Here is a 12,896-nt window from a genome sequence, read left to right as displayed (position 1 = left end):
TCGACACCGGGCACGCCGATAGAATCAACGCTGCTCCGCAATCGAGTATTTCACGCAGCCAAGTCCAGGCAAGGCGGCAAACCTGCCGCCCACAGGAGAAATCCCGGCTGTTGCGCGAAAACCCCGGCGTTCAGCGACCGTCAGGCGTCTGGGTGCCCCAAAGCAATCCCTTGACCTGGTCGTAATGCCGGCGTGCATCATAGCTCTCGGTCTTGAGCTTCAGCGTTTCGGCCGAGAGTCGCCCAACTGCGGAAAGCACGGCATAGGACGCAACGACGCGGTCGCGCTGAGCCGTAACCAATGTGGAGCGGGCGAGAACGAGTTCCTGCTGCGCATTGAGGACGTCGAGCGTCGTGCGCTGGCCGACCTTGGCCTCTTCGCGCACGCCTGCCAGAGCGGTCGAGGCTGCCTGGACCTGCGCCTGGGCAGCAATGATCTGCGCTTTGGCTGCATCCAGTCCGCCCCATGCCGAAACGACCGCTGCACGAACGGTATCGCGCTGGGTATCGACCTCGATGCGACGCTGACCTGCCGTCTCCTTGGCCTGCCGGGTCCGCGAATAGACCTGGCCACCCTCGTAGATCGGGATCGTCAGCGAGCCGACGACGCTGGCCGAGAAGCGGTTGTCGCCGAATTGCTGGGTGTCGTAACGCTGCTGAACAATACCCCGGACCCCGAGGACGGGATACAGATCCGCCTCGGTGACCTTGACCTGAAGCTCCGCTGCGTCGACGCCGTGCAGCGACGCGATGATCGCCGGATGGCCGGTCAAAGCGGTGGTCAGCGCTGCAGGCAGTGATTTCGGCAGAAGATTCTCGATCGGCCGGCCGGGAGCGAGTTGCTTGGGCTCAGCACCGACATTCTGGCGATAGCGCGCAATGCTGGTCTTGAGATTTGATTCGGCCAGAATTGCCTGCGACTGCGCCGAGGACAAACGGGCTTCGGCCTGCGCAACGTCGGTGCGGGTCACTTCGCCGACTTGAAATCGATCCCGCGTCTGGCGCAGCTGCTCCTCAAGCACTTCGACGTTGTTGCGGTTGAGGCTCAGGATCGCGGTGTCGCGCAGCACGTTCATATAGGACGTCGCGGCATCGAGCAGGACGTTCTGCTCGGTGTTGCGCAGCGTGGCGCGGGCGCCGAGCACCTGGGATTCGGCCTGGCTGACCGAGCTGCGGGTCTTGCCGCTGTCGAAGATGTTCTGGTCGATCTGCACGCCGGCGCCACGAGGACCGAGCCGGGCTGTCGAGTTGCCGAGGCTGGGGAGGTTCGTATCGGTGATGCTGGCGCCGATATCCGCCGAGGCGGTGATCCTGGGGCGATATCCGGAAAGCGCCTGCGGCACGTTCTCGTTCGTCACCCGAACGGAGGCCCGCTGAGCATTGAGCGTGGGATTGCCGGAATAGGCCCGCGAAAGCGCGGACTCCATCGTCTGTGCACTGACGGCCGTGGTCCAACCACCTGCAAGCGCTACGGCCAGAATGGCGGCAAGACCGCCTCCAACCGACTTCGTATTATAGTTCCGTCGTATCACTGGACGCCTCATGTGCGGACTGTAGTCACGCCTAGGCATCGCCCCAGCCTCGGCATAAATCGAAATCTCTCATACCTCTATCCAGGCCGCACGCCAACGCGGAGATGGCTGGCGACCGGGTTTCCTCGTCGCAGTGCCGCAAAAATGCGACACTTTCGATTCAAAACACGAAAGCTGGCGGACGGCGGAACTCAGCCAAAACTGGCGCCGCAGCATCAAATACCGGCCTTCCCGAGACGGTCGACCCTGATTTCTGATAGAGTTTGACCCGTGCGGACCGTCCAAACCCATCGACTGCGATGAGCCGGCCGTTTTGACGCAAAAGCGAAAAAAGCTCCTCGGGAACGATCTCGCAGGCGCCGCTGACCAGAATCGCGTCGAAGGAATCGTTGGCCGGGCGCTTCGCAGTGGTCGTGACATCGGTCGCGGCGGCCGTCCGAAGCGCAGATTCGGCCAGTGCAAGAGCTGCCGCGTCTGGCTCCCACAATGTCGCCCGCAGGCCAATTCGCGCCATCAGCGCCGCGCCATAGCCGGTGCCTCCGCCGTATTCGAGAGCCTCCTCGCCGGGCTGCAGCTCGAGCGTCTGGATCATCCTCGCGATCACCATAGGCGCCATCAGCGCCCGCCCCGTGCCGGGCAGCGGGACCGCCTGATCCAGATAGGCCAGATGCGACAACGCCTCGGGCACAAACGCCTCGCGCGGCACCTCGTCGGCAGCCGCGAGCACAGCGCGGTTGGTAATGTCATAGGTCCGCAACTGGCAGTCGACCATCATGCGGCGCAGCCCGGTGAAGCTGTCCATGTCCCGAAATCTCCGTCTGCGACACCGGGGCCGCAAGCCGCGGGCCTGAACGAGCGGGACGCAACCGGCGCGCCCTGCCCTGAACCGGCACCGACCACTATCGGCCGCCCATGACAGCTTTCTGTTCGAGCCCGCCGCAAAAGGCAAGGCGGCAGGACCAGCCGGCCCGAGCGACGAGCCTGCGACCCACGGTCGCCGGTCTCTGGTGATGTTCAGGGAAATTGATGGTCAGGGAAATTCTGGAGGCCTCGCCCGGAATCGAACCGGGGTGCAAGGATTTGCAGTCCTCTGCGTAACCACTCCGCCACGAGGCCTTCCGAAGGATCAAGCCAGAGCAAAAATCCTTGAGGGGCGCTATAACCACATGCCGCGCCCGGCCGCAACCCGCCATCGACCACGAGTACGATTGTTCCGTGAATGAACGACGACATGTCGTAAAGGGCTTGCGCCCCCCGAGGCGCCTCGCTATACGGCGGCCATCGATCCCGGATAGCTCAGCGGTAGAGCAATCGACTGTTAATCGATTGGTCGCAGGTTCGAATCCTGCTCCGGGAGCCAGCAGTTTCAAGGGCTTGGACGTAAAGCGTCCAGGCCCTTTCTGTTTGGACCCAAACGGGATCATTCCGGCACGAGTGGGATCTAGCCGGGAAACACCGCGACGCATTGCTGCCACGACATCGTCACGGAATGATCAGGCTCCCTTCAGCTTCTGCCCGCATTGCCGGTGTGAACTACGTCGATCATCCGCGAACCTATGGAAGGAAAATCCATGCGCATGATCACGATCCTGGCGGCAGGTACCGCTCTCGCCATGGCTACGGCCGCGAACGCACAGTCTCCGTCCCCGCAACAGGCCCCCTCGCGACCACCGGCTGCGGCTCCGCAAGCGCCTTCAGCGGCTCCGACGATTCAGACGGTCAATGTCGTCGACATCGATGAGTTGCCTGCAGCGACGCAGTCGCAGGTGAACGAGATCGTCGCCAAGCGGGGCGAAGACGAACTCGGCAAGCTGCGCGATACGATCGAAGCCGCTCCGACGATTCGCTCCGCGCTCGAAGCAAAGGGGCTGACATCGCGAAATGTCATCATAGCCCAGATGAATCCCGACGGAGCCTTGACGCTCGTCACGAGAAAGACCGGCTGACCGGAATATCCGGGCTGCGCGGAGCGCGTCCGCCTCGATTTGTTCAATCGAAATCCGCCGCCGGTCGATCGTCGCTGGCGGCGGCGGCATAAGCGCTTTAGCCAGAACGCATGACGACGCCATCCCTTCACTGGTTCCGCGACGATCTCCGGCTTGCGGACAATCCGGGGCTTGCGGCGGCGGCAGCCAATGGCCCGACGCTTTGCCTGTACATTTTCGACGACAGCCCCGAGCGTCGCCAGCTTGGCGGCGCCGCGCGCTGGTGGTTGTCGCGCTCGCTTCAGGCGCTGGCGGCGGCAATCAAGGCAAAAGGCGGCGAGCTCGTCATCATCAGTGGCGACCCCGCCGACATCCTCCCCGAGATCGTCGCGGCAGCCGGGATCGCGCTGGTCACCTGGAATCGCCGCTATGACGGCGCTGCGATTCGGCTCGACAGCGGGCTCAAGGAGACGCTGACCGCTGCAGGCGTCACCGTCCGAAGTTTCAACAGCCACCTCCTGAACGAACCCTGGCAGGTCGCCACGAAAACCGGCGATCCGATGAAGGTCTTCACGCCCTATTGGCGTGCCGCCCGCGCCAAGGGCGAGCCGGCTGCGCCGATGCCTGCTCCGGAACGAATCGTGTCGCACCCGCTCTCGGCCGGCGTCGGTGCGCTGACCGTCGTCGATCTCGGCCTCGAACCAAGCAAGCCTGATTGGGCCAGCGGCATGCGGGCCGAATGGACGCCGGGCGAGGATGGCGCCGCTGCACGGTTGAGCGATTTCTTGTCTGACCAGCTATCCGGCTATGGCGAGGGTCGGAATCGGCCCGATTTTCTCTCGACCTCCCGCCTTTCGCCCCATCTGCGTTTCGGCGAGATCGGCCCGCGCCAGATCTGGTACGCCGCGCAATCTGCTTTGCACAGCGGCGAGGCGGCCGGCACGGCGTCCGATGCCGAAAAATTCCTGTCGGAGCTGGGCTGGCGTGAATTTTCCTACCACCTGCTGTTCTACAACCCCGATCTCGCGACGAAAAATTACAACAGCCGCTTCGATTCGTTGCCCTGGGACACAGACGAGCGCGCGCTGAAGCGCTGGCAGCGTGGCCTCACCGGCTATCCGATCGTCGATGCCGGCATGCGCGAGCTGTGGAGCACGGGCTGGATGCATAATCGTGTCCGGATGATCGTGGCGTCCTTCCTGATCAAGCATCTGCTGCTCGACTGGCGAGCGGGCGAATCGTGGTTCTGGGATACGCTGGTCGATGCCGATCCGGCTAATAATCCGGCCAGCTGGCAATGGGTCGCAGGCTCGGGCGCCGATGCCGCTCCCTACTACCGCATCTTCAATCCGGTGACGCAGGGCGAGAAATTCGATTCCCGAGGCGGCTATGTGCGTCGCTGGGTCCCCGAACTCGCAGGTCTCGACGACAAGCTGATTCACCGGCCCTGGACCGCCAGCCCCGAAGAGCTGCAAAGCGCAGGAATCAAGCTCGGCGAAACCTACCCTCGGCCCATCATCGATCTCGCTTTCGGGCGGCAGCGCGCTCTCGATGCGCTTGCGACCATTCGCGGCGATTGAGCCGGAATCAATCGCGCTTCTCGTATGGCCTTCCGCGGGTCGCTCTGGCGATCAGCCAGAAATAGACCGGGTAAGGCAGGAGTCTGGCCGCCGTCATCAACCAGTCGAGCCGGCGCGGGAAGCTGATCACGAAGCCGCCGCGCTCGAAGCCATCGACGATTCGTCTGGCGGCCTCGTCCCCCGCCATCAGGAACGGCATCGGAAAGGCGTTCCTGCGCGTCAACGGCGTATCGACGAAGCCCGGGTTCACAACCTGCAGGCGGATGCCGAGCCCGTCGCATTCGAACTTCATCGACTCGCAAAGATGGATCGCAGCAGCCTTCGACGAGCCATAGGCCGCAGCGTTGGGTATCCCGCGATAGCCCGCTATGGAGGCGTTGACGGCGATTTGCCCCTGCTTTCGCGGCTTCATCCGCTCGAGCACGGCCGCTAACCCCCTGGCCACGCCAAACAGGTTGACGGCGAAGGTCCTCTCCAAAGTCTCGATATCGAGCGCGCCTCCTCTTGTCCCCGGTGCGACGCCCGCATTGAGGAAGGCCAGCGCGATCGGCCCATGCACTCTTTCGATGCCGTCGACCACCGCCTGCATAGAGCTTATGTCGGTAACGTCACCGGCATGGGCGACGATACGGCCCGCCAGCCCCTCGGCGGCTCTGGCAATGCCCTCGAGCTGCTCGAGGCGACGGGCCGTGATCGCGACGGTCCAGCCCCGCCGGGCAAGTTCCAGCGCCACCGCCTCGCCGATTCCGGAGCTCGCGCCCGTGATCCAGGCCACACCGTCCTGCGGTCTCATGCGTGGCAATGCCATGGAAACTCCAGTGCGGCGGCTGGCCGGTCGGTGCGCTATCTAGGCCCTGTCACGGGCTGGCGGAAGAGGCCGACGCCGATGGCTGGTGACGAATGGGCTGTGGCGCGGCGCGGCCAATCAGTGCAAGTTCCGCCCGTGCAAGTTCCAGAGCTTGCGTCGACGAGGCCCTGCCATGGCCGCGACGACACGACGACCGACCTGACGACGGGATGACCAGACGATGCCGACCGAACTGCTCTTCCGCGAGGATGCGTACCTCGCCGAGACCCCCGCCACCGTGATCTCCGTGAACGAACGCGGCGGCATCGTGCTCGACCGCACCGTCCTCTACGCGACCGGCGGCGGCCAGCCCGGCGATTCCGGCAACCTCAAGCGCGCCGACGGCAGCGTGATCGCGATCGGCACCGCGATCTACGATCCCGAGGACAAGAGCCGCGTCCTCCATGTCCCGCTGGAAGGCCAGTCTCTGCCGCAAGCCGGCGACGCCGTCACGGTTGTGCTGGATTGGGAGAAGCGGCTGAAGCGGATGCGCATTCACACCGCGCTGCACCTGCTCAGCGTCGTGCTCTCCTATCCCGTCACCGGCGGCTCGATCGGCGATGGTGACGGCAGGCTCGACTTCGACATCCCCGAAGGCGGGCTCGACAAGGCCGAGATCAACGAGAAGCTCAACGCGCTCATCGCCCGCAATGCCGACGTCACCGAAAGCTGGATCACCGACGCCGAACTCGATGCCAATCCCGGCCTCGTCAAGACGATGTCGGTGAAGCCGCCGCGCGGCTCGGGCCGCGTCCGGCTCGTGGCCATCGGCGATATCGACCTTCAGCCCTGCGGCGGAACCCATGTCCGCAACACCCGGGAGATCGGCCTTGTCGCCGTCACCGATATCGAGAAGAAGGGCAAGCAGAACCGGCGTGTGCGCATCGCGCTGGCCTGAAATTGCTATCGAACATGATGCCGAAAAACGGGAACCGGTTTTCGGACAGCATCAGGCTCCAACAGATCTGCTGCGGCTGCGATGAAGCGGCCGCCACTTTCGAGGAAATGCCGACATGGCCCGCGAAGATGTTTTCGTCTCGACCGACTGGCTGGCCGAACGCCTGAACGCCCCCGACGTCGTGGTCGTCGACGGCTCCTGGTACCTGCCCGTCCATGCCCGTGACCCGCATGCCGAATATGCCGAACGCCGCATCCCCGGCGCGCTGCGCTTCGACATCGATACGGTCAAGGAGACAGGCTCCAGCCTGCCGCACATGCTGCCCCGCCCGGAGGTTTTTGCCGCCGCGGTCGGCGCCATGGGCATCGGCGATGGCATGCGCATTGTCGTCTATGACGGGCTGGGCCTGTTCTCGGCGCCGCGCGTGCGCTGGACCTTCCGGACTTTCGGGGCCAAGGACGTCGTCATCCTCGATGGCGGCTTCCCGAAATGGCAGGCGGAAGGCCGGGCGATCGAACATGGCCCGCCCCGTTCCCGCGCCGCCCGCACCTTCACGGCACGGCTCGATCACTCCGCCGTCGCCGACGCCGGTGATGTCGAACGCGCCCTCTCAAACGGCGCCATTCAGGTTGTCGACGCCCGCCCGGGCGACCGCTTCCGCGGCGAAGCGCCAGAGCCGCGCGCGGGCGTGCGCGCTGGCCACATGCCGGGCTCGCTCAACCTGCCCTTCCCCGCGATCATGCAGGATGGCCAGCTGAAATCGGCTGACGCGATCGCGGCCGCCTTTGTCGAGGCCGGCGTCGATCTCGACAAGCCATTGATCACCAGCTGCGGCTCGGGCGTATCCGCGGCGATCCTGTCCGCCGCCCTGGAGACGATCGGCAAGCCGGCGCGTGCGATCTATGACGGCTCCTGGGCCGAATGGGGCGCAAGCGATCGCCCGCTGGCGACAGGCCCGGCCAAGAAAAGCTGAGCCCGGCATTCAGGCCCTGACGCAGTCAATCTGCCGTCCCGCTATGGGTTGACGGCAGATCGACTACGCCCTAAAACAAAACCATACGGTTAAGTATTATCACCGCATCTTGGAGGCCAGCGCGATGCTGCCAGGCATCGTCACATGGCTGCCCTAAGCCAGCAGGAGCGGCAGCGACGCGCCCGGGGTGAGCCCTATGACGATTGCTGATACAGGCCCGAAGGCCACGAGACGGGATTGGCTGGGTCTCTCGGTCATCGCCCTGCCCTGCCTGCTCTATTCGATGGATCTGACCGTCCTCAATCTGGCCGTCCCGCACCTGACTGCCGATCTGAAGCCGAGCGCAGCGCAGCTGCTCTGGATCGTCGATATCTACGGCTTCATGATCGCGGGCTCGCTGATCACGATGGGCACGCTCGGCGACCGCATCGGCCGGCGCAAGCTGCTGATGATCGGCGCGCTCGCCTTCGGACTGGCCTCCGTGCTCGCGGCTTTCTCCACCAGCGCCGAAATGCTGATCGCGACGCGAGCCCTGCTGGGCATTGCGGGCGCGACGCTTGCGCCATCGACGCTTTCGCTGATCCGCAGCATGTTTCTCGACCCGCAGGAGCGCACCTTCGCGATCGGCATCTGGATCTCCAGCTTCTCGGCCGGCGGCGCGATCGGCCCGCTCGTCGGAGGCCTGCTTCTCGAACATTTCTGGTGGGGATCGGTCTTTCTCGTCGGCGTGCCCGTCATGGTGCTGCTGCTGATCCTGGGACCGATCCTGCTGCCCGAGTTCAAGGATCCCGATGCCGGCCGGATCGATCTCGTCAGCGCCGCCCTCTCGCTCTCGGCCGTGCTGGCGGCGATCTATGGCATCAAGCACATGGCCGAATATGGAGCCAGCTGGCTTGCAGGCCTGGCGATCCTCGCTGGCCTTGCGCTCGGCGCCATCTTCCTACGCCGGCAACGCGCGCTGGCGGACCCGCTGCTCGACCTGCGCCTGTTCGCGAACGCGGTCTTCAGCGCGTCGCTGGCGATCAACCTGTTCGGCTTCTTCTTCCTGTTCGGCAGCTTCCTGTTCATCGCGCAATATCTCCAGCTGGTGGCCGGCCTTTCACCGCTTCAGGCCGGCCTGTGGAGCGTGCCTTCGGCCCTCGCCTTCATCGTCGGCTCGATGCTTCTCCCTGCGCTGACAAGCCGCGCAAGGCCGGCCGTCGTGATGGCCGGCGGCCTTGTCCTGGCTGCGGTCGGCTTCGCGTTGCTGACGCAGATCGACGCCGGCACAAGCCTCGCCGTGGTCGTTCCGGCCTCGATCATCCTGTCCCTGGGCTTCACGCCAGCGGTCACGCTGACGACCGATATGATCGTCGGCAGCGCGCCGCCCGAGCGCGCGGGCTCCGCAGCCGCAATCTCCGAGACGAGCGCCGAATTCGGCGGAGCGCTCGGCATCGCCATTCTCGGCAGCATCGCCACTGCGATTTATCGCGGCGGCATGGCAACGGCCGTCCCCGCCGGCATTCCCGCCGATGCCGCCCGGGTCGCCAGCGCCACGCTTGGCGGCGCAGTCGCGGAAGCAGGCCAGCTGCCACTGGAACTCGCGAAGAGCCTGCTTGCACTGGCGCGCGAAGTCTTCGTGAACGGCATGCAGCTGACCGCGTTGATTGCCACGCTCGGCATGATCGCGACTGCGCTGGCCGCCCTCGCCTTCCTGCGCGGAGCCGCGCCGGCGACGCATTCATGATGCGCGGCGCCATGTCGCCGTGGCCATTCGAGAGGTGGCTATTCCAGAGGAAGCCGTCCTGCTTTAGCCTGACCGGAGCAGGAGCGTCCCATGGCCGACCATCATCACCCGCATGACCATGATCACGATCATGAACCGCGCTGGAAACATGACGGCGTCCGCGTCATCACCGGCGACAAGCTCGATCCCAACACCGCCCAGACACCGGGCATGTTCCGGCAGGCCGCCATCAACCACGCCCGCGTCGGCGCACAGAAAATCTGGGCCGGCACGGTTTCGATCCAGCCCAACGCCAAGACCGGCGTGCACCATCACGGCGCGCTGGAAAGCGTGATCTATGTGGTGCGGGGCCGCGCGCGCCTGCGCTGGGGCGAGCGGTTGGAATTCGTGGCCGAGGCCGGCCCGGGCGACTTCATCTACGTGCCGCCCTATGTGCCGCATCAGGAGATCAACGCCAATCCCGACGAAGCGCTGGAATGCGTGCTGGTTCGCTCCGACAACGAAGCGGTGGTGGTCAACATCACCGATGTCGACCCCGTAGAGGCGCCCGAATCCGTCTATTGGGTCGATCCGACGCACAAGCATCCTGACGACCACAAGGGCTGAGCCCCCTAGGCGCCGATCTTGAAATCGCCCGGCTGCGCCGGTGCGATCTTCATCCTGTCTCTGCTGAATGCGAGCCGCTGCGCCGGATCAGCCGGCATCCGATGTATCTTGACTCGGCGCGCTTGCCGCTGCCACCATCGTTATATTCGTCCAAGCACAACGGACAATGGTGGGTAACGCGATGATCAAGCGGCGGATGATGCTGGGCTTCGGCCTGGCGTTTGCGATGGGCGTAGGCCCGATGATCGGAACGGCCCAGGCCCAGAGGAAAGAACTGGTGATCTTCGCGGCCGCGAGCCTGAAGAACGCGCTCGACGAGGCCACGGCGAACTGGGTCAAGGAAACCGGCAAGCCGGCGCCCAAGATCTCCTATGCAGCCAGCAACGCGCTCGCCAAGCAGCTTGAGCACGGCGCGCCGGCAGATCTGTTTCTCTCTGCCGATCTCGACTGGATGGATTATGCGGCCAGCAAGAACCTGATCAAGCCGGAGACGCGGGTCAGCCTGCTCGCCAACCGGATCGCCCTGATCGCGCCAGCGGACTCGACCGCACAGTTGACGTTGGCCCCAGGCGTCGACCTGAGCGCCGCGCTCGGTGCCGGGCGGCTCGCCATGGGCAATGTCGAATCGGTGCCTGCCGGAAAATACGGCAAGGCCGCGCTGGAAAAGCTCGGCGGCTGGGACAAGGTGAAGGACAAGGTGGCACAGGCCGACAATGTCCGCGCCGCTCTACTGCTCGTCTCGCGCGGCGAAGCACCGCTCGGCATCGTCTACACCACGGACGCGGCCGCCGAGCCGAAGGTCAAGGTCATCGCCACCTTCCCCGAGGATTCGCACCCGCCGATCATCTATCCCGTTGCGGTGACGAAGGATTCCGCAAATTCCGACGCGCTGGGTTTCCTGACCTATCTGCGTAGCGCCGGCCCCAAGGCCGCCTTCGAGAAGCAGGGCTTCACGGTGCTGAACAAGCCTGCCTCCTCTTCGTGATCGACTGGCTTTCGCCCGAGGAGTGGACGGCGGTTCGCCTGAGCCTGATCGTCGCCACCACTGCCATGATCGCGAGCCTGCCCTTCGGGCTCGCAATCGCTTTCGTGCTGGCGCGCGGTCGCTTCTGGGGCAAATCCGTCCTCGACGCGGCCGTTCACCTGCCGCTGATCCTGCCGCCAGTCGTCACCGGCTACCTGCTGTTGATCTGGTTCGGCCGGCGCGGACCTGTCGGCCAGGTCCTGTATGAGTATTTCGGCATCGTGCTGTCCTTCCGCTGGACCGGCGCTGCCCTTGCGAGCGCCGTGATGGGCTTTCCGCTGATGGTGCGGGCGATGCGGCTCTCGATCGAGGCCGTCGACCGCAAGCTGGAGGACGCCGCCGGCACGCTGGGCGCCAGCCCGGCCTGGGTCTTTGCTGCAGTGACGCTGCCACTCTGCCTGCCCGGCATCATCGTGGGCATGATCCTGAGCTTCGCCAAGGCGATGGGCGAATTCGGCGCAACCATCACTTTCGTTTCTAACATCCCCGGAGAGACGCAGACCCTGCCCTCGGCGATCTACACCTTCACGCAGGTGCCGGGCGGCGAGGCGGGCGCTCTGCGCCTGACCCTGATCTCGATCGCGATTTCCGTCGCCGCGCTGTTCATCTCCGAAGCGATGGCCCGGCTCGTCGCGCGCCGGATCGCCGCGGCATGAATCCAGTGCTCGATATCGCCGTCCGGCATCGGCTGGGCGAGTTCGTACTCGCCGCCGCCTTCACCTCGAATGGCCGGCTGACAGCGCTGTTCGGCCAATCCGGATCGGGCAAGACCTCGCTGGTCAATGTCATCGGCGGGCTGATCCGGCCACAATCGGGCCGCGTACTCGTCGATGGCGAGGTCCTGGTCGACACCGCACGCGGCATCATCCTGCCAAAGCATCGCCGCCGCATCGGCTATGTCTTTCAGGAGGCGCGGCTGTTTCCGCATCTGACAGTGCGGCAGAACCTGATGTTCGGGCACTGGTTCGCGCCGCGCGAGGCCCGCCACAGCAGCGATCTCGACGCGGTGCTCGATCTGCTCGGCATCGGCCATCTGCTCGACCGGCGGCCCGGTGGGCTTTCCGGAGGCGAAAAGCAACGGGTCGCGATCGGCCGGGCGCTGCTGTCCAGCCCACGCCTACTGCTGATGGACGAGCCGCTGGCCGCGCTCGACGAGGCCCGCAAGGCCGAAATCCTGCCCTATATCGAGCGGCTTCGCGACAAGGTCGGCATCCCCATCGTCTATGTCTCGCACTCGGTCGCCGAGGTCGCGCGGCTGGCGACGACGGTCGCGCTCGTCGAACAAGGGCGCATCACGGCCTGCGGCCCCACGGCCGAAATCCTGTCGCGGCTCGATCTGGCCATGCGACCGGGTGCGCCGGAGGCCAGTTCGCTGATCGAGGCGCGGGTCATCGGCTTCGATGCCGAATTCGGGCTGGCAAAGCTCGAAACGCGCGGCGGCTCCTTGCAGGTGGCGCGTGGAAGCCTCGCCCTCGGCCAGCACCTGCGCGTCCGCATCTTGGCAAGCGACGTGCTCGTCAGCCTCGCACCCCTGACGGGTATCAGCGCGCTCAACACCCTATCGGGCACCATCACCGAGATCGGCGAGCGCTCGGGTCAGGATGCGAGCACCCTGCACTTGCGGATCGACTGCAGCGGCGACGCCTTGACCGTGCTCCTGACCGCGAAATCGGTTGCGGCGTTGGGCCTGGCCGTTGGCAACCCGGTCCACGCCGTGATCAAGAGCGTGTCGGTCGAGACCCCCTGATGGAATGCGGTGCAGCGCGCCTGAAAGCCGTCTAGCATC

Annotated in this window: 12 protein-coding genes and 2 tRNA genes; 10 read left to right on the top strand and 4 right to left on the bottom strand. The window is 65.2% G+C overall.

The genetic code is table 11. From position 1 onward, the window contains the following. Positions 1 to 130: 130 nt before the first annotated feature. The 3 genes from C4S73_RS05030 to C4S73_RS05020 form a co-directional block, all read right to left on the bottom strand. A complete protein-coding gene (locus tag C4S73_RS05030) occupies positions 131 to 1,531 on the bottom strand; it encodes a TolC family outer membrane protein (RefSeq protein WP_244595442.1) in 1,401 nt (466 codons plus the stop codon). 160 nt (positions 1,532 to 1,691) lie between these two features. After that, on the bottom strand, positions 1,692 to 2,333 hold the full coding sequence (locus tag C4S73_RS05025) for a protein-L-isoaspartate O-methyltransferase family protein (RefSeq protein ID WP_103871400.1): 642 nt from the start codon (positions 2,331 to 2,333) through the stop codon (positions 1,692 to 1,694). Between the two features lie 240 nt (positions 2,334 to 2,573). Beyond that, positions 2,574 to 2,647, bottom strand: a tRNA-Cys gene (locus C4S73_RS05020). 169 nt (positions 2,648 to 2,816) lie between these two features. Between C4S73_RS05020 and C4S73_RS05015 the strand changes: the two genes are divergently transcribed. The 3 genes from C4S73_RS05015 to C4S73_RS05005 all read left to right on the top strand — a co-directional run bounded on the left by C4S73_RS05015 (position 2,817) and on the right by C4S73_RS05005 (position 5,036). Then, positions 2,817 to 2,891 (top strand) — tRNA-Asn (locus C4S73_RS05015). A gap of 211 nt (positions 2,892 to 3,102) precedes the next feature. Continuing rightward, positions 3,103 to 3,477 carry a hypothetical protein gene (locus C4S73_RS05010; RefSeq protein WP_103871825.1) on the top strand — a complete coding sequence of 125 codons (375 nt, stop codon included), beginning with the start codon at positions 3,103 to 3,105 and terminating at the stop codon, positions 3,475 to 3,477. 110 nt (positions 3,478 to 3,587) lie between these two features. After that, entirely contained in the window at positions 3,588 to 5,036 is a 1,449-nt protein-coding gene (locus tag C4S73_RS05005) for a cryptochrome/photolyase family protein (RefSeq protein WP_103871399.1), read from the top strand. Between the two features lie 7 nt (positions 5,037 to 5,043). Here C4S73_RS05005 and C4S73_RS05000 read toward each other — a convergent pair whose 3' ends face one another. Beyond that, on the bottom strand, positions 5,044 to 5,844 hold the full coding sequence (locus tag C4S73_RS05000; RefSeq protein ID WP_103871398.1) for an SDR family NAD(P)-dependent oxidoreductase: 801 nt from the start codon (positions 5,842 to 5,844) through the stop codon (positions 5,044 to 5,046). Between the two features lie 220 nt (positions 5,845 to 6,064). On the opposite strand from C4S73_RS05000, the gene C4S73_RS04995 reads away from it, so the two are divergent. From C4S73_RS04995 to modC, 7 genes are all read left to right on the top strand, one after another. Then, a complete protein-coding gene (locus C4S73_RS04995) occupies positions 6,065 to 6,781 on the top strand; it encodes an alanyl-tRNA editing protein (RefSeq protein ID WP_103871397.1) in 717 nt (238 codons plus the stop codon). Positions 6,782 to 6,896: 115 nt separating this feature from the next. Beyond that, positions 6,897 to 7,754, top strand: coding sequence for a 3-mercaptopyruvate sulfurtransferase (sseA, locus tag C4S73_RS04990; protein WP_103871396.1), 858 nt, complete (start codon positions 6,897 to 6,899; stop codon positions 7,752 to 7,754). Positions 7,755 to 7,950: 196 nt separating this feature from the next. Next, entirely contained in the window at positions 7,951 to 9,480 is a 1,530-nt protein-coding gene (locus C4S73_RS04985; RefSeq protein ID WP_103871395.1) for an MFS transporter, read from the top strand. Positions 9,481 to 9,570: 90 nt separating this feature from the next. Then, positions 9,571 to 10,086 carry a cupin domain-containing protein gene (locus tag C4S73_RS04980; protein WP_103871394.1) on the top strand — a complete coding sequence of 172 codons (516 nt, stop codon included), beginning with the start codon at positions 9,571 to 9,573 and terminating at the stop codon, positions 10,084 to 10,086. Positions 10,087 to 10,267: 181 nt separating this feature from the next. Further along, positions 10,268 to 11,071, top strand: coding sequence for a molybdate ABC transporter substrate-binding protein (gene modA / locus C4S73_RS04975; protein WP_425290315.1), 804 nt, complete (start codon positions 10,268 to 10,270; stop codon positions 11,069 to 11,071). Continuing rightward, on the top strand, positions 11,068 to 11,766 hold the full coding sequence (gene modB, locus C4S73_RS04970; RefSeq protein ID WP_425290314.1) for a molybdate ABC transporter permease subunit: 699 nt from the start codon (positions 11,068 to 11,070) through the stop codon (positions 11,764 to 11,766). The genes modA and modB overlap by 4 nt, the downstream gene beginning before the upstream one ends. Beyond that, positions 11,763 to 12,857, top strand: a complete 1,095-nt coding sequence (gene modC, locus C4S73_RS04965) for a molybdenum ABC transporter ATP-binding protein (protein WP_103871392.1) — start codon at positions 11,763 to 11,765, stop codon at positions 12,855 to 12,857. The genes modB and modC overlap by 4 nt, the downstream gene beginning before the upstream one ends. The last annotated feature ends 39 nt before the right edge of the window (positions 12,858 to 12,896 follow it).

The sequence above is a fragment of the Allobosea lathyri genome, assembly GCF_900108245.1.
In the GTDB taxonomy this organism is placed as follows: domain Bacteria; phylum Pseudomonadota; class Alphaproteobacteria; order Rhizobiales; family Beijerinckiaceae; genus Allobosea; species Allobosea lathyri.
Note: the sequence above shows the minus strand (reverse complement) of the source record. Positions and strands in the feature narration are given on the sequence as shown.

Excerpts from the sequence above, each read along its gene's own strand:
- modA (WP_425290315.1), top strand. The coding sequence starts at position 10,268 with ATGATCAAGCGGCGGATGATGCTGGGCTTCGGCCTGGCGTTTGCGATG.
- C4S73_RS05000 (WP_103871398.1), bottom strand. The coding sequence starts at position 5,844 with ATGGCATTGCCACGCATGAGACCGCAGGACGGTGTGGCCTGGATCACG.
- sseA (WP_103871396.1), top strand. The coding sequence starts at position 6,897 with ATGGCCCGCGAAGATGTTTTCGTCTCGACCGACTGGCTGGCCGAACGC.
- C4S73_RS04985 (WP_103871395.1), top strand. The coding sequence starts at position 7,951 with ATGACGATTGCTGATACAGGCCCGAAGGCCACGAGACGGGATTGGCTG.
- C4S73_RS05010 (WP_103871825.1), top strand. The coding sequence starts at position 3,103 with ATGCGCATGATCACGATCCTGGCGGCAGGTACCGCTCTCGCCATGGCT.
- C4S73_RS04995 (WP_103871397.1), top strand. The coding sequence starts at position 6,065 with ATGCCGACCGAACTGCTCTTCCGCGAGGATGCGTACCTCGCCGAGACC.
- C4S73_RS05025 (WP_103871400.1), bottom strand. The coding sequence starts at position 2,333 with ATGGACAGCTTCACCGGGCTGCGCCGCATGATGGTCGACTGCCAGTTG.
- modC (WP_103871392.1), top strand. The coding sequence starts at position 11,763 with ATGAATCCAGTGCTCGATATCGCCGTCCGGCATCGGCTGGGCGAGTTC.
- C4S73_RS05005 (WP_103871399.1), top strand. The coding sequence starts at position 3,588 with ATGACGACGCCATCCCTTCACTGGTTCCGCGACGATCTCCGGCTTGCG.
- C4S73_RS04980 (WP_103871394.1), top strand. The coding sequence starts at position 9,571 with ATGGCCGACCATCATCACCCGCATGACCATGATCACGATCATGAACCG.